This window comes from Shewanella canadensis (assembly GCF_003966225.1).
Lineage (GTDB): Bacteria > Pseudomonadota > Gammaproteobacteria > Enterobacterales > Shewanellaceae > Shewanella > Shewanella canadensis.
Genome location: NZ_RXNU01000012.1, coordinates 55,084 through 72,757, shown reverse-complemented (window position 1 = coordinate 72,757; position 17,674 = coordinate 55,084). Strand labels below are relative to the sequence as shown.

The window sequence follows — 17,674 nt, the reverse complement described above, 5'->3', positions numbered from 1 at the left end:
GATAATAAATGAGCGCGGAGTCTACCAAAATCAGTCATCACTGGCTAGGCGAACCCTTTTCATTAGGTAATTGTGTTAAACCTATAAGATATTTCGCCTCAAACTGAGCAACTGGAATAGGTTTTGAAAAAAGGTAGCCTTGGCCATAATCACAACCCGCTTCGAACAAGATCTTTTTCTGGAACTCGGTTTCGACGCCTTCGGCGATCACTTTCATTCCAAGCTTGTGAGCCATCACGATAATCGCTTCACAAAGGGTCACGTCATTAGCGTCAGTCTCTAAGTTACGGGTGAAGGATTGATCAATTTTAAGATAATCGATATCGAATTTTTTGAGATAAGCCAGTGATGAGTAACCCGTGCCAAAATCATCGAGTGAAACCTGAATCCCTGCATCTCGGTAAGCCAACAGTTTTTCTGAGACGCCCATGCTCGCATCCAGTAACAAGCCTTCGGTTATCTCCACGCAGATCCCGTTGCTCTCGAGGTTGAGCTTTTTTAACTGCTCGATCCAATCGACGAAACTTTCTCCCTCATCCCTGAATTGAATCGGCGATTTATTAATGCTGATCTGTATCGCGACGCCAAAACGTTCACGCCACATTGCACTCTGTTTCGCTGCTTGCTCGAATACCCAGTTACCGATTTCGATGATTAAGCCCGTCTCTTCGGCTACGGGAATAAACTCACCGGGTGATACCACCCCTCTGACGGGATGATGCCAACGGATCAGCGCTTCGGCTTTAAACACTTTGGAATCGGTTAACTCAATGATCGGTTGATAATAAATTTCAAACTCTTTGCGTATTATTGCCTTTCGCAAGTCCCGGATAAGCAGCATCCGATATTTGGCATACTCCTGCATGGAAGGGGTAAAATAATGGTATCGATTTCTTCCCTGCTCTTTTGCGGCGTACATGGCTTGATCCGCATGCTTGAGCAGACCATCAATACTTGAGGCATCGTCAGGATAGAGGGTGATCCCGATACTCGCACTGATATAAGCACTTTCATTATCAAGATTAAATGGCTCTGCCAGTCGAGAGAGAATGTTTTCGGCTACTCTTTCAACCCCTTTGTGATCTTGTATTGACGATAGTACGACGGTAAATTCATCACCCCCTAACCTTGCCACCACATCTGATTCACGAATGCACCCCTTGAGGCGCTTAGCCGTTTCCACAAGAAGCAGATCGCCAATATCATGACCTAAGCTATCATTGACCTCTTTGAAATAATCTAAATCGAGAAACATCAATGCAAAATGTTTTTTAGTTCTGTCTGACTTCAGCAGTTCTGTGCCCAGATATTCCAACAGCATCCTACGATTGGGTAAACCGGTTAGAGGATCATAGTTCGCTTGCTTCCAGATAATATGTTCGGCCTGTTTCTTCTCGGTAATATCGGAAAACAGTGCGACTCGACGATAGACCTCTCCCTTGTTATCAAGAATGGTATTGATGGTCAGCCAGACAATAAATTCGGTTCCACTCTTATGCTTCAACCAAACTTCTCCCTGCCACCGACCGGTTTCGGTTATCTGGAGATTCATCTGATCATATTGGTTTTTACTGGTTCTATCGCACTCTAGTATTCGAATATGTTTACTGAGGATCTCGCCCTCCGGGTAGCCGGTGATATCGGTAAAGGCAGAGTTGATGGTGATGATATTCCCCAAGCTGTCCTGAACGCTCATTGCCTCACTGGAGTTGTTATACACAGAGGCTGCGAGTTGCAATGACTCCTCTCCCCGCTTCCTGTCGGTGATATCCGTATTAGTGCCGCACACGCGAAGGGGTGCACCATTAACATCTTTACTCGCCACCTTGCCACGATCGAGTATCCAACGCGTTTCACCGTGAAAAGTATTTAATCTATATTCGATAATGTATTGAGGATTCTCTCCCTTGAGGTGTTTATCCATCGCATGTAATACCTCCAGCCTGTCCTGGGGGTGAATCGCATTAATCCATAACCGTGCATCATCATTAAGTTCTTCGACACCACAGCCTAAAAGCTTGGCACAATAGTCATTGCGTTCGACTTTATCCGATTTAAGATCCCAATCCCACAGCCCAAGTTCACTACTGTCTAACACCAGTGCTAACTGCTCCTGACTTTTAGACATGGCTGATTCTGCTTGTTTCTGAGAGGTGATATCCAACAGGCCCGCTATCACCAACTGAACTTGGTTATTCACTCTCTGACAAGCTACCGTTAAGTGGGTATAGACAATCGAGCCATCTTTAGCCACATAACGTTTATCCATCTCATACTCATCAAACTCGCCATCTAACATGCGGTTAAATAGGTTAAGATCCGTTTGCAAGTCATCAAAATAGGTCATTTCGGCCCATGTTTTTAACAGCAACTCCTCCTCGGTATATTGCAACATCTGACACATACGAGGATTCACCTTTATCCAATGCTGATCCACCGAAGAGATCGCAATACCAATATTGCCAACATTAAATTGTGAGCGAAAAATGAAGTCATCCTGAAGCTGGATCTTGGCGTCTCGTTCAATCTCCAATCGCCTGGAGAGCAACAGGCCAAGCAAGACGAATGCGATGGGGTAAACAATTAATGCCGGAAAACTAATTCGAGATAAGATGCTTATCGCCATCTCAAAGGGAAGTACAAACATCCAAAGAAGGGTAATGACTTGTAGGATAAAACCAAAAATATAGAGCTCTTTAAAGGATAGATCCGCAATGAAACTCTTTCGATAATATCGCCAATAGCTGCCCAGAAGCCCGGAGGAAAAAATGATGCCGATTCCGGCCCACCAACCACTTCCCCCCTCTAAAAACCGATAAACAGATGCGATAACCATGGCAACCAAGGTGGGCAAACCGCCGAAGAAGAGTCCGGAAATCCCCAGGATAATGGAACGCGCATCGAAAAAGACCCCTGGCTGATATTCCCAGTGAGTCATCATGGTCGTCACAGTGATCCCACCGATGACGGTTCCGACGGAGATCCGCCAAAGAAAATAGTACTCATGTCTCTGCTTTCTGGGAACGGCATCGTACACAAATACCATAGCCAGAAGCAGCGCCGCATTCTGTACTAATGAAAAAATGACATCAGAATCCATATGACGGAACGAATCTCTTAAAAAATAGGGAATTGCAAACTTTGATTGTAGCAGAATCGTTATAAAAATGAGACAAGTAACTATTAATACAAATGAAAGTCTGAAGTTCAGCCTATCGGCAAGAGGTTGCTAATCATCGGCTCTGCAGGTGGGAGCTGACTCAGCTTGAACGAAACGAATGGTGAGAACCTGGATATATTCACATCCAGATCACAAAAAACAGGTTAAAACCGATAAATAATTGTCACGCTTTTATAAAATTGGATTATCATGTTTTTAAGAGTCATATGGATACTCATGGTTTAAAGGATTTTATGCCAAACCTCAATCTACTCCCGCGAGCACTTTCACTGCTATTGTGTCTCATCAGCTACAGTCTTGCCGCCGATGATATGGCTAGGACTGTCAAGTTAGCCGCCGAAGACAATTGGGCCCCTTATGCCGAATCCTCCGGTAGCGGACTTTCACACTCTCTGATCAATTCCGCCTTCTCTCGTGTTGGCATCGAAGTCGACAGTATTGTTGTTCCCTACGCTCGCGCCGTTGTGATGGCCAAAAAGGGGATCGTCGACGGTGTTTTTAACTTAGTAAAAGAGAAAAGCACTCAAGATCAGTTTATCTTCGGCAAACAAGCTCTTTTTTCCGCCACCGCATCATTTTATCAAAGCAAGCAGTCTCCACTTAACGTGGAAAGTAAATGGCAGCTCCCCCCAAATACCAGAGTCGGTATCATTGATGGCTATGAGTACGGAGATGAATTATCAGAATTGCCAAACATACAGATCATTAAGCTATCGAATCACAACCAACTGATTAACTTGCTGCTATTAAATAGAATAGATACAGCGATCATGTATGATCTGGTTGCCGAGCAGTATATAGAACAGATGCGGGTTTCATCAGAGATAGGTTCGACATTCATTAACCATACCGGACAAGTTTATCTCGCCTTCTCCAAGAAAAATCCAGAAGCAGAACACTTAGCCGAGATGCTGGACACAGGATTAACAGCCTTGAAAAATGATGGCAGTTACCAGCAAATTATGTCTTCGAGTTTCGAAACCGCTCGCCATTTAGATATGAATTTAAAGCCTTAACAGGCATCGGCTCTGGCAGCCTCAGATCAAGCCACTTGAGATAGCTTAGGTCTAGAGTTAGCTGTAAATGAAGTTCAAGAGGTAGCACCTCTTGAACTGTTCCCTGTGCTAGACTAGCGCTAATTTTTCCAATGCTATCCCCCCCTAATATGCAAAACACTAAAGAGATGAATTACAGCTCAACATTCCACTTTCCGGTACAGATCTATTACGAAGATACTGATTTTTCCGGTGTGGTTTACCACCCCAATTTTCTGAAGTATTTTGAACGGGCAAGAGAACATGTCATCGGAGCCGAGATTCTTTCGGCGTTGTGGCAAGAGGATGGCCTGGGGTTTGCGGTATATCGAAGCGATATGTTATGTCATGACGGCGTCGAATTTGCCGATATTATCGATGTTCGAACCCGCTTCTACTTCGAAAGCAAATACAGAACGGTCTGGAAACAGGAAATTTGGCGCCCCAACGCTAAGAAACCTGCGGTTACCGCTCAAATAGAGATGGTCTGTATGAATAAAGCCCGCCAGCTTGCCCCCATGTCGGCGGATTTGATTGAACGGCTCAGTCAGTCTTTCAGCTCACCGACACTTTCATAGAACCTAAAGATACTCGGATAAGCTATACCAATCGATATAAGAAAGTGGTCAACTCAGAGTTATTTTTGGCTGCATAATTCAAGGCGAAAGAGTGAGGGAATGGTGAGCCCTTTTGAACTCATTCAACACAGAAGTAGGCTGCCAAAAACACTCCTGAAAGGCGAGTTTTAGCACTTCCGATACTGCGTTAACGGGCTTAAACGTAGAATAACTATGTTCCTCACTCGTTGCCTTGCCTCACAAGCGCTAAACTCTCGCTGAGTGACCACACCTTTATACCGATTGGTATTAGCTTATCCGGGGCAGTCTGCTCTGCTGAAGCAGTCCCCAACAGTCTTCGAGTTTTTGAGCGCTCATCGGCTTCGCGAAGAGATCGCCTTGGATTTTATCGACCCCCATATTCATCAATGCCAGATATATCTCCTCGGTTTCAACCCCCTCAACCGTCACCTTAAAGGCAAGCCCCTTTGCCAACTCAATGCTGCATTTCATGATGTGTAATGCACGAGAGTCGACTAACAGGTCATCGATAAACGCCTTATCAATTTTCACCTCATCCACGGGAAAGTTTTTCAAATAAGCCAGGGAGGAGTGACCCGTACCGAAATCATCGATAGCAACGTCAACACCAACCTGCTTCAATTTATTTATTGTTTGAACCGCAATATCCATGTCGCCCATCAGTGTGCTCTCGGTTATCTCAATGGAAAGCGCGCTGGCATCGACCTTATGTCGGTGCAACTTAGCCTGAATATCATCACACAGTGTGCCGCTGATAAGATCTTGAGTTGAAAGGTTAACCGCGACTTGCAGATGTAAGCCCGACAGCTGCCATTTGGCCTGTTGAGATATCACCTGATCCAGCGCCCACTGGCTCACGACCTGTATCATCCCGGCGCACTCTACAAGCGGAATAAACTCAGCCGGCGACAACACACCTAATTGAGGGTGTTCCCAGCGCATTAACGCCTCCACCTGTACACATCGTCCATCAGATATGGTGAATTTGGGTTGGTAAACCATATACAACTCCCCCGACGCTAATGCCTTAGGAAGTCGGTTAATGATACTGAGTTGGCGGTGTTGGCTGACATCGTCATCTTTCACATAGCTGGCGAAGAAATATTTATCTTGTTTGGCTTTAATAAGGGCAAGGTCCAGCCGTCTCAAGAGCTGGCTGACATCGGTATGATGTTGCTTCAAATCCAGATAGCCCATCTGAATTTGAACCGTTATCGGGGTATCATCTATCTCAAAAGGAGCTTGTAACTGGTGACGGATAGAAAACAGAGTCTCTTCCGTTTGGGCACAGTCAAAATAAAGCAAAAACTCATCTTCATTCATGCGAGCCAGAAAGGTCACGTCCTCCTCGAGTGCGGTGAGACGCTTTGATAGTGACAAAAGCAATTTATCGCCGACAGAGAAGCCAAACAGATCGTTGACGAATCGAAAGCGATAGACATCGATTAACACTAAGGTTCCCTGTGTTAATGGCATCAGACTCATAAACTTTGATTTCAGTCCTAAACGGTTAGAAAAACCGGTTAACTTATCTTTATCACTCGGAATAGGAAGGGTAGCAATAAAGTATTGGAATGCTTGATAAAGCTGAATGTACTTTGTGGGTACTTCTGAAACATGTAACTGATGATAACCGTGAGGTCTTTTCAGATATTGTACTAAAACTTGAATAAACTCAGTGCCATCTTTTTTATGCCGGTACCAATAGATGATACCAGCGACAGATAAAACGAGTAAAAACCAGATATACCAATCGCTTTCCACGCGAGTCCGTCAACCCCAAGTTAGTTTATTTATCGATTAAAAGAGACGATAAGTCCTCTGTTCACCTACTCATAACTGAGCTTAATTGAGTGGTATTTATCCAAAAATTCATCACCGGCCAACTCTTCGGCCGATACAGGCAACCCACGTTTAGCAAATACATCCAACCGCTCTTCGAGATCGGCTCCAGCTCTAAGCTCACCGGTATAAAATGCGGCTGCGCGAACAAAATCGAGATAACCTACATTATCGGGAAGATAATGAAGATCAGACCAACGTTCGACAACCTCCATCACTTCCGGGGCAAAATCCCAACTCTTTAAGACGGCGCGGCCTATCGGCCCCTGCATCTTGCGCACTAATGCCCTAAGTTGAACGATACTGGTAAATAACTCAGGCTTAGATTCGGCCTCGGAGAGCACTGGTAAGGCACCGATATTATGAACCAGGCCCGCTAACGTGAGGGTGTCGAAGTTGATCCCGCAGCCTTTATGCCTCTTATTATAGATAAGCAACATGGCACAGGCCGCCGAAGTCACTTCGATAGAGCAGGTCCAAACCTCATCCATCACCTCCCACACCATCTCATTGGTAGAGATAAACAACTGCTCCATAGCAACAGAGGTCGCAATCGCTTTAATTTGAGTTAATCCGATGCGGGTGACCGCACTGTTGACGTTTTCGGCTTTCACGCCACGGCTATACAGAGCACTATTAGCCACTTTGATCATTCTTGCCGAAATCGCGGCATCCTGACCTATGATCTCAGCCACCTGTTTAGGGCTCGAATCGGGTCTGGAAACGACCTCCTGAACTCTCATCGCGACCTCAGGTAACGTAGGCAGCACTAAGGAATCAGCCTTTAATTTCTTTAAAAGCCCGACCAATAGTTGATGTTCAGTAGACATTAGGACTCCCACTCTCTCTTTCTTCAAAATAAAACCGACTCAACGAGCTCGATGAGTATATCAGCTGATGAGTTAAGTGTAGGTGTAAAAAGTATTCAGATAGTTAACATCTTGTTTAGATTCTAGCTAACTTTAGGATTGTTAGGGAATAAAAATCCAAATATCACGCCCTCACTGAGCGAATAATATTTTCCCCACATCTCTATTTGACATTTTTTGCGCTAAATTTGATAACAGGCGTGGCATTGAGTAAAATGCCCGCCCGCTTATTGCGACTTTAATCACCAATTGAGAGTTATTATGTTTAAACCTGAGCTATTGTCTCCTGCTGGGACACTGAAAAATATGCGTTACGCTTTCGCCTATGGCGCTGACGCTGTCTACGCAGGCCAGCCTAGATACAGCCTTAGGGTGCGAAATAATGACTTTAAGATGGAAAATCTGGCAACGGGTATTCAAGAAGCTCATAGCTTAGGTAAAAAGCTTTACGTGGTCAGCAACATTGCGCCTCATAATACTAAGCTTAAGACCTATATCAAGGACATGGAACCTGTCGTTGCCATGCAACCTGACGCCATAATCATGTCTGATCCGGGCTTGATCATGATGGTAAGAGAAGCCTTTCCCGATCAAGTGGTCCACCTTTCAGTACAAGCCAATGCTATCAACTGGGCATCGGTGAAGTTCTGGCAGCAACAAGGTATCAAGCGTGTGATCCTCTCTCGTGAACTCTCACTCGATGAGATTGAAGAGATCCGCCAACGTTGCCCCGATATCGAGTTGGAAGTATTCGTTCATGGTGCACTTTGTATGGCTTACTCGGGTCGTTGCCTGCTTTCCGGCTATATCAACAAACGCGATCCAAACCAAGGTACTTGTACTAATTCATGCCGCTGGAAATATGATGCCCACGAAGCCAAAGAGACTATGGAAGGCGACATCGTTGCAGTGAACCCTCAAGGACTTGTTGATCAAAATGGTGTGCAATTTGAGAAGCCGACATTAGGTGAAGGTCAACCAAGCGATCAAATCGTATTGTTGCAAGAAGCGGGTCGACCAGGCGAGTATATGCCCGCCTTCGAAGATGAGCATGGTACTTACATCATGAACTCTAAAGATCTTCGCGCCATTCAGCATGTCGAGCGCTTGAGTAAGATGGGCATAGATTCATTAAAGATCGAAGGTCGTACTAAATCATTTTACTATGTCGCACGTACCGCTCAGCTGTATCGTCAGGCTATCGAAGATGCGGCATCTGGCAAGGATTTCGACCGCACATTGATGCATAACCTGGAAGGCCTGGCGCATAGAGGCTATACCGAAGGCTTCCTGCGTCGTCATGTCCATGATGAATACCAGAACTATGATTATGGCTACTCTATCAGCGATACCCAACAGTTTGTTGGTGAGTTCACGGGTAAGCTTAATGGTGCCGGCATGGCTGAAATCGATGTTAAGAATAAATTTAGCGTTGGCGATAGCGTCGAGGTGATGACCCCTCAGGGTAACTTGACACTAACCATAGAATCATTGCTAAACCGTAAGGGCGAAAGTGTGGAAGCCGGGTTAGGTTCAGGACACTTTGTGTTCTTGTCGATGCCAGCTAACGTAGAGTTAGATAAAGCTGTATTATTGCGTAACTTGCCACAAGGTCAAGATACCCGTAACCCGCACTCACCGGCATAACTGAGTGCTTTTAAGGTATTAAATAGATGGCATTATTGATCGACGATAGCTGCATCAACTGCGACATGTGTGAGCCTGAATGTCCCAATCAGGCAATCACTATGGGTGAAGAGATCTACGAAATTGATCCCGAACTCTGCACCGAATGTGTTGGACACTACGATAAACCAACCTGTATCTCGGTGTGTCCTATCGACTGCATCGACCCGGATCCTGCTCATCAAGAGTCAGAGGATGAGCTTCTGGTGAAGTATCACCTCATTACCGGTAAACCTGTCGTGTAAAAATAATTGAAACCTGTGAGCTCCCCTCACAGGTTTCGTCTCATTTCCACACAAGTGCTTTATTAAAAAAGACCCTACCCCAACAATTCAGACTCACTCAAACCCGCCCTTTAACCTTGACAGCTTCAACATCGATAACATAGACGTGAGTGAGTTACATACCAACTTAGTTCACCACTTTAGGTACATCTTCATCGGCGAGCGCTTGTAGGTATTGCTCAATATCGGCGGCGAGTATCGGACGACTGAAATAATATCCTTGAAACTCTTCACATCGAGATGATTTGAGAAATTCGAGTTGCTCCAGAGTTTCTACGCCCTCTGCGATAACGGTCAAGTTCAGTGCATGAGCCATAACAATAATTGACTTAACGATGGCGACATCCTCTTTGTCTTGGGGCAAGCCACGCACGAATGACTGGTCAATCTTCAGCTTATTCACAGGAAAGCGTTTCAGACATGACATAGAGGAGTAACCGGTACCGAAATCATCGATCGACATATCGATCCCCAAACGACTGATGTCATTGAGAGTCCGTATAGTTTCTTCGACATTCACCATCATAATACTTTCGGTGAGCTCCAACTCCAGACAAGAAGGGGAAATACCCGAAGTTGTAATCGCATTACTTACGGTTTCGAGAAGATCATGATGTAAAAACTGCCTCCCCGACAGATTGACTGAAATATTAAGCGCCGGATAGCCTTGCGAAAGCCACATCTTGTGCTGCATACAAGCAGTATCGATTACCCACTTACCTATAGGGACGATTAAGCCTGTGATTTCAGCCATATTGATAAACTCTCCGGGGGAGAGTAAGCCTTTAACCGGATGCTGCCAACGAATGAGAGCCTCACAACCGATGATCCGTCCATTCGGGTCAAATTGAGGCTGATAGTGGAGTACAAACTCATCGCGCTCCAACGCTTTTCTCAGTTCCAGTTCTAACTCCAGCCTCTCCTGGGCATATTGATTCATCTCTTTGGTATAGAATTGAAAACAGTTACGCCCCTTCTCCTTCGCCCTGTACATGGCACTGTCAGCATTCATCATTAAACTATCGACACTATCACCATTATCGGGAAACACGCCAATACCTATACTGGCCGATATCACCACCTCACTACTAGGCAGCTTAAATGGCTCATAGAAACAGGCCAATAGCTTCCTGGCGACCACTGTTGTGGCATTATCGGTTCGGATATTGGAGAGTAATACTGTAAATTCATCGCCGCCGAATCGTGAGATCACATCCTCTTTACGAAGCGCCCGCTTGAACCTCTCGGCAACCTGTTGCAACAAGAGATCACCCACAGGGTGACCAGAAGTATCATTGATCATCTTGAAATGATCTAAATCGATAAACATAATCGCCATCTGAGTCTTCGACCGCTTCGCACGCTCAAGCGCCGTATTCATCTGTAATTGAAATGCGACTCGATTGGGCAACTGAGTGAGGCTGTCATGATGTGCCAGATTATAGATGTGCTCTTCAAATAACTTTCTCTCGGTAATATCACTGAATATATAAATTATCTGTTGAGTGTCGCCATTTTCATCCTTCACCGGAATAACCGTTTGCCAGCTCAGAAAATGCTCCCCATTCTTTCTATACCCGGAAACCTCACATTGCCAGAGATCATTCTTCTTCAGTGCAACTTCACGATTGTGGATCATTGATTGAATGGGTCCGTCTGATTGTAAAAGCTGGGGGGACTGGCCGACCACCTCGATTTGGCTATAACCTGTGATCTTGTAAAATGCAGGGTTAACCCTGAGTATCTTGTCTTCACTATCGCAGATGACTATCGCCTCGGCACTCTCCTTGAAAACACTGGCCGCCATCTCCATCTCTTTGTGGGTAGACTGACGCTGTAACTCCAGCGCCACACGATTAGCAAACAGTCCCAATACAGGCTTCACCCACTCCTCGATATCCATGGCCTTCTTATCCATGACGGCGATAATGCCGATGGTTTCCCCAGACGGTGCGACGAGTGGAGCACCAAAATAACTGTCGACCTCGAGTTCGTTCAACAATTTATCTTCCGGATAATGCTGAGCCGCACGACTGGAAACAAGCTCAACGTTATGATTCAGTGCATCTTCACAAGGGGTACCACGGAGACGATAGCTAAAATTATCCTCAACTTTATCTCCGGCCCATACCGCTAACGTTTTGATGCTCTGGCAGGTTTTATCGGAAAATATGCCTATAAAGGCAAAATATGCACCATAGGCATTGGCCAGATCTTTGACACAAGATTGCAGAAACAGCTCATTAGAGGTGGAGTTTGTGGCATTGAGTAAAGCCTTCAAAGTTTCACCCAGCTGGTGTTGCCTGGTGACTTCCTGCGCCAGCTGTTTATTGGACGTATAGAGTTCATGGGTCCGCTGGCAAACCTTAGCCTCCAAATCTTGCTGCACCTGAAGTAATCGTCGATTGACTCGCTTGCGCTCCTCCTGACTGGCGATGAGTATCAGTAAGGTCACCATAATTGCCCCCACAGAGGCTTGCAGGGTCAATAGAGACTGATTAGGTGTTTCCATCACGAATGGACCATAACCGGCCAGCGTTCCCGATATGGCAATACCTGAAAATACTGCCACCAACAGGGTCGAACCCCGGTGTTGAAAACGTAGCGCCGTCCATATTAAAAGTGGCAACATCATAAAAATAAGCAGCTGATGCGGATCATACTCGGTATGCCAAGGCGAGAAGATCAATAAAACCAGTCCCAGGCTAACCAAGCAAGTCCCCCATAATGCCATGACCGGAACCCCATCATTCATTGATTCATGAGGTCTAAACCACGTTAAAAGCAGAGGTACGATAACCAGAGCGCCGACGATATCCCCGAGCCACCATGTACTCCAGACTATACCAAGTTCACTCGCCTCGATGAGATTGTGCATAGACAGGCTAACAAGCCCTATCGTCGCGCTAAACATGGGGGCCATCACCGCAATGGCAATAAACCAGCCGGTATGATTCACCTGAGTGAAAGGGTAACGCTCGGCGTAGCGGATCAGCAGATATCCGGCGACTATGGCTTCGAGTGTATTACCCAAAGCTATAAAAATAGCGGCACTAAAAGGAAGTTCTATCGACAGGTTGACCAGTAGAGCCCCGAGCATGATCCCCGGCCAGACCCGGAAATTGAAGATAAGGATAGCCGAAATCGCGATACCGGTAGGGGGCCAGACAGGGCTGACACCAGCTTGCTCAAATGCCAGCAATAAACCCAGTCGACCGGAGAGGTAATAGACGAAGGACAAGGTACCGCACAGTGCCAAGTATCTGAGGTGATGTTTTAGTTTTTCGATATCCATATCTTCTACCCATGTCCATATCTGCTATACATAAAGAGTTATCACTGCTTTCGATACTCCTTAATTAAGAATAGCAGTGATATAAGCGCCTGCATTGATACCAATCGATATAAGAAAGTGATCTACTCAGAGTTTTTTTGGCAAACTAATTCAAGGCGAATGGATGAAGGAATGGTGCTCCCTTGTGAAGTCATTCAACGCAGAAGTTGGCAGCCAAAAACACTCCTGAAAGGCGAGTTTTAGCGCATCCGATGCTGCGTTAACGAGCTAAAACCTAGTGTCACTATGTTCTTCACTCGTTGCGAGCAACATGGTCTTGTATGTCCCCGACATACTAAAGACATTCCCTCCATCCCTTGAGGTCAGATGTTGCAAATGTCATTTATGCACGACTATATGGATATAGGAGGTAGAGTAACGCATGGAGCAGTTACCGAGGAGCAATTAATGACCTTGCCTAGAAAGCGCTAAATTTTCGCTGAGCGGTCACATCTTTATACCGATTGGTATTAAAGCATCACATCGAGGTTTATATTTACCTCACAATAGCCATAGAAGGCACTCGCAGAGATTTTATGGTGGCAGCTTGCCCGGTGAATGGTAAATAATGCTGAGATTTACAGCAGACAAAACGTAAGGTAATGACAAAATGTAGACCTATTTTTCTTATCTTGATACCCTGCTCAAAATCGTCTCACTTCACCGATATTTCAGAGTAGTATGACTATTGTGCATGCTTATAATGCAAGGTGAACAGGAGTTAAAATCGTATCATGACATCAGTTAAATCGCGCCTGACTCAGTTTATTATCATCTTCTCTTTTATGAGCGGTTGCTCGAGTATGAAAGAGTTAGAACCTGTGAGCTATAACGATACTGAACAGATGATCCAATACCTGAACCTTACCGAGCAGCAGATACAGAGTATCTCGACAATCAATAAGAGATATGATGAACGACTCGAAAGTTCCGGTATACAGAGTATGCGAATACTGAAGAAGCTTCAGCACAAGAAAGCGCTGCAACAGGAGAGAAACAGAGAACTTAAACAGCTGCTCTCGCCTCAACAGTTAGCACTTTTTCAGCAAAAAAATCGACGGGAAAAAGCTAAAAAGGCGGCGCGCTATATGTAGCTATCTACAAAAGTGAAAATGTGTGGTTAACCTGTGCCAGATATGACCGACATTGTCACAAGCAGTTGATTTCTGTCTGAACAGATCTACTCCGACAACTCTACAAAGCCATTTAATACCATCTGGTTATCTCCTTCCGCCTGCGCTTGCTGCAAGGCTTCATCTGATTGTTCAAGACATTGATTGACTGATGCTTGCTCGCAAATAATAGTGCCACCGATACAAATTGAAAAATTAATATTTTTCTCTTCGAAATTAATGGAGTGCTTACTCACACTCTCTTTAAATGCTAATAAACACTGTTCGTTTTGAGAAAAATCTTCCCCTGAGAGTAAACAGCCAAATTCTGCTCCACCAAACCTTGCAAGTAATTGCCCATTAAAATGACAACTTAATAATTTGGAAAACTCGGTCAACACATGATCCCCCGCGCTATGGCCAAAGTCATCATTAATCGAGATAAAATCATCGACATGGAACAACACCAGTAGATGATTATGTTCACTCTCTAAAATATCAGCAAACTGCTCATCGAACAGGTCGATGAAATAACGTCGATTCGATAAAGAGGTCAGATAGTCGACATTGGCGGCCATCTTTATCTCTTCAATATAATGTAATTGCTCGATGTTTTTAAAAATGCGGCAAAAAAACTCCTCAGGACAGAAAGGCTTCTTCAAGTAATCATCGGCGCCGCTTTTTATGAAGCGAGCAGATTGGTAAACTCTGTCTATCCCCGAGTAACCGATAATAATTAAATCTCTGTCTGTAAACCGTTTACGAATTGCCTGAACCAGCTCAATCCCTGTCATTTCAGGCATCTCCTGGTCGGTAATTAATAGCTTTATCTCACTATTTTCTTTTAAGACCTGCAGCGCTTTCGTGCCATCAGGAGCCTCATAAACGGTAAAGTTTCTTCTCTTTAAAAGGCTGCAAACATAACTTCTCACCGAAAGTGAATCATCGGCCACTAACACGCTGATTTTGTGGTTAACTAATTGACCATGTAGCACCCTTAACAGGTAATGATAGGCTTGAGAGTTTTCCTTGGTGATATAATCTATGATAGGCAAACTCAGTAGTTTCTGGTGAATTTGGTCATTCATCCTGCCCGTCATGACCACGCTGGGAATGCCATGATCCAGCACATAGGGAATCACCTCCCCCTCAGGGGCATCAGGAAGACCATAATCGACTGTCGCCACAAAAAACTCCTGATGACTAACCAGAAGCTTTCTTACTTCAGTAAAAGAGTGTGCAGTTGTGACCTGAAATCCTAACGATTTACCTATATGCTCGATAACTGATGCAATCGCTTTATTATCCTCAATGACCAGCATTCCTTTCACTGTCTCGCTCCCTGAAAACCTTTACCTTCGTATTCATTTAATACCAATTATATCTGACCATTCAGCGGGAGTTCAAAGCCCTGTAGGCAAGGCGGGGGATTGAAGCTAATAGTTATTCTATATCTAAAGCCCCCAACGCAGTATAAAGGGCTTTGAAACCCGCACTACGTGAGCCACTCAGGATTTCCACTTCTGCTTTGCATTGCCTAAAAAGGGGGGAACCATTTATTCGTCAATGCGCCTTGAATTGAAAACCCTGAGGGGCTCTGAATTGATTACATACTTAATGCAATTGGTATAAGCTAACAATAAATATAGCCTAAAACCAAACGATGACTTGGTTTTAGGCTTTTACGAAAAAATAACTTTAGTCTGCAGAAACGAGCTTGGATAAGGTTACGGGTTCATCTCATATTGATCTTTCATGGTATCGACGTAGTTTTCCCACATTCGGGTATTACGTGCTTCATCGACGGCCGGGCGCTTAATCATTCTATTACATATCATCTGTTGAACACGGGTAGCGCTGCCTTTTTGACTCAGTTGCAGCGCAAATTTTGAAAAGTCACGCACCATAAAATCGAAGATCTGCTCTATAAGATCATCCTCTATCCATTTTATCTTCGCGTTCTCTAAAATAAGCTGGCCATAAACCACAAGAGTGAATAGTTCACCCAAGATCAGCAGAAAATCGAAATCTTTGCTCTGCTCCTTACTCGGCTTGGCAGCCATAAGCAGTATTTTTAATAATCGGATCTGCTTTTTAAAGATATTTACATTGGGCAGGTTAACGCCATTATAGACTTTACGGTAATCATGGAATCGAGTCTTACCCAGCCCTTTAGTCGCGCCCTGATTAAACAGAAATGTATCATTGACCGGCTCATCCATCGTCGGGGTCTCAGGATACACGGCTGGCTTAAAGAAATAATTAGCCATAAATTTCAAGATAAGAGCCATATTGACGTGAACAGTCCCCTCAAGCTTTGGCAATGCCCGAATATCTCTCACCGCCATCTCGAAATACATGTTCTTCTCAAACCCTTTGGCGGCCATGACATCCCAAAGTTCGTTAATCACCTCCTCTCCTTGTGTGGTTACTTTCATCTTAACCATAGGGGTGAATAAGAGGTAACGGCGATCATCCGGGTTGGCACATCGCATGTAATCAACACCCCGCAGAGCAAACAGTTTCATGGCACTCAGGCGGGCGTAAGAGTCGATAAACAACTGCTTAATATGGACAAAATCGGTAACGTAATGATCAAATAGTCGTCTGTGGGATGCGTGATTTATCGCTTCGAAATAAGCATGTGAACAGATACCAATTGAAGCCCAGCCCAGATTAAACTTGCCGACATTGACGGTATTGAGCGCCATATCCCATGCATCACGCCCTGTTGCTAAGACATCCTCTTTAGCAACAGGGTAATTATTGAGACGATATTCGGCGACATAGTTTTGAGAGTTAACGACGTTTTGCACTAACTCGTAGTTTGGATGTTGAGAGTCGGCGACGAAGAAAACATACTCATCAGTGTCCGTGAGCTTGCCAAAGGTTGACACCAATGCCGCCTTGTTGCCGTTACCGATATAATATTTACTGCCACTGGCCAGATAGGAGCCATCATCTTGTCGGGTGAGACACATATCTGTGGAGTAGATATCGGCGCCGTGTTCTTTTTCAGACAGGCCAAAAGCAAAGATCCCCCCCTCACTTAACAGTTGCGACGCACGTTGTTTTACCTCTTCATTGTTACTTATCCAGATAGGCCCTAAACCGAGTATCGAGACCTGCCAGGTATACCAATGAGCCAAGCCGTAGAAGCCTAATACTTCGTTGAGTGCACAGTTACGAAAGGTGTCCCAACGGCCCCCTTCGGCTCCATAACCTTCGGGGGTCAGGAATGTGGCAAATAGCTGCTCTTTCTTCTCGAACTCAAGAAAATCGGCATACCAGGTTCGCTCATGGTCATCACTTTTGAGTTTAGCCTTTCCCCTATTCTCAAAAAACGCAATCGTCTTTTTAATCAAGGCTTTTGAACGAGGATCCAGATGGTCATAACTTTCAAGCTTTGGATTCAAGATAAGGGGGCGTCTATCCACATTTCCATTCGAAGCTGAAAGCGGATGTGTGGAAGAGGAATCAGGTTCGGCCTTGCTGGCTTGACTGTTGTTGATGGATTCAGCCTGTTTCATATAGCGTGCTCTCAGTTGCTTTTATCTGCTTGATAACCTTTGACAGAAAATCACTCATGTCACCAATGACCAAAGGATAGTGTTAACTCCCCTCAGGAGGGGGGGAGGCTCATCATTCACACCAGAAAGCGCAACAAGAAAAACAACAACCCAACATGGCCTTAACAATACATCGTACCACCTAGCCTCTTTCGACCAAGAGA

At 44.9% G+C, this 17,674-nt stretch carries 11 protein-coding genes; 5 read left to right on the top strand and 6 right to left on the bottom strand.

What is annotated here, in order from left to right:
• Positions 1–37: 37 nt before the first annotated feature.
• Positions 38–3,100 carry an EAL domain-containing protein gene (locus EKG38_RS18515; protein WP_126521821.1) on the bottom strand — a complete coding sequence of 1,021 codons (3,063 nt, stop codon included), beginning with the start codon at positions 3,098–3,100 and terminating at the stop codon, positions 38–40.
• A 287-nt stretch (positions 3,101–3,387) separates the two neighbouring features.
• On the opposite strand from EKG38_RS18515, the gene EKG38_RS18510 reads away from it, so the two are divergent.
• A complete protein-coding gene (locus EKG38_RS18510; protein ID WP_246033216.1) occupies positions 3,388–4,197 on the top strand; it encodes a substrate-binding periplasmic protein in 810 nt (269 codons plus the stop codon).
• Between the two features lie 149 nt (positions 4,198–4,346).
• Complete coding sequence (locus EKG38_RS18505) at positions 4,347–4,793, top strand: thioesterase family protein (RefSeq protein ID WP_185826902.1); 447 nt, start codon at positions 4,347–4,349, stop codon at positions 4,791–4,793.
• Positions 4,794–5,081: 288 nt separating this feature from the next.
• On the opposite strand, the gene EKG38_RS18495 is transcribed toward EKG38_RS18505, so the two are convergent.
• Entirely contained in the window at positions 5,082–6,578 is a 1,497-nt protein-coding gene (locus tag EKG38_RS18495) for a putative bifunctional diguanylate cyclase/phosphodiesterase (RefSeq protein ID WP_126521819.1), read from the bottom strand.
• Between the two features lie 65 nt (positions 6,579–6,643).
• Positions 6,644–7,486, bottom strand: coding sequence for an HDOD domain-containing protein (locus EKG38_RS18490; protein WP_126521817.1), 843 nt, complete (start codon positions 7,484–7,486; stop codon positions 6,644–6,646).
• Positions 7,487–7,786: 300 nt separating this feature from the next.
• On the opposite strand from EKG38_RS18490, the gene trhP reads away from it, so the two are divergent.
• Both trhP and EKG38_RS18480 read left to right on the top strand, forming a co-directional pair.
• Positions 7,787–9,172: a prephenate-dependent tRNA uridine(34) hydroxylase TrhP gene (trhP, locus tag EKG38_RS18485; RefSeq protein WP_126521815.1), complete on the top strand. Its 1,386-nt coding sequence runs from the start codon at positions 7,787–7,789 to the stop codon at positions 9,170–9,172.
• A gap of 26 nt (positions 9,173–9,198) precedes the next feature.
• Complete coding sequence (locus EKG38_RS18480; protein WP_126521813.1) at positions 9,199–9,456, top strand: YfhL family 4Fe-4S dicluster ferredoxin; 258 nt, start codon at positions 9,199–9,201, stop codon at positions 9,454–9,456.
• Positions 9,457–9,622: 166 nt separating this feature from the next.
• On the opposite strand, the gene EKG38_RS18475 is transcribed toward EKG38_RS18480, so the two are convergent.
• Entirely contained in the window at positions 9,623–12,790 is a 3,168-nt protein-coding gene (locus EKG38_RS18475; protein WP_126521811.1) for a bifunctional diguanylate cyclase/phosphodiesterase, read from the bottom strand.
• Positions 12,791–13,563: 773 nt separating this feature from the next.
• Here EKG38_RS18475 and EKG38_RS18470 point away from each other — a divergent pair.
• Positions 13,564–13,923, top strand: coding sequence for a hypothetical protein (locus tag EKG38_RS18470; protein WP_126521810.1), 360 nt, complete (start codon positions 13,564–13,566; stop codon positions 13,921–13,923).
• An 86-nt stretch (positions 13,924–14,009) separates the two neighbouring features.
• Here the strand turns inward: EKG38_RS18470 and EKG38_RS18465 are convergent, their stop codons facing one another.
• Positions 14,010–15,263, bottom strand: a complete 1,254-nt coding sequence (locus tag EKG38_RS18465; protein WP_126521957.1) for a GGDEF domain-containing response regulator — start codon at positions 15,261–15,263, stop codon at positions 14,010–14,012.
• A gap of 405 nt (positions 15,264–15,668) precedes the next feature.
• Positions 15,669–17,471, bottom strand: coding sequence for an acyl-CoA dehydrogenase family protein (locus EKG38_RS18460; RefSeq protein WP_246033215.1), 1,803 nt, complete (start codon positions 17,469–17,471; stop codon positions 15,669–15,671).
• Between the last annotated feature and the right edge of the window lie 203 nt (positions 17,472–17,674).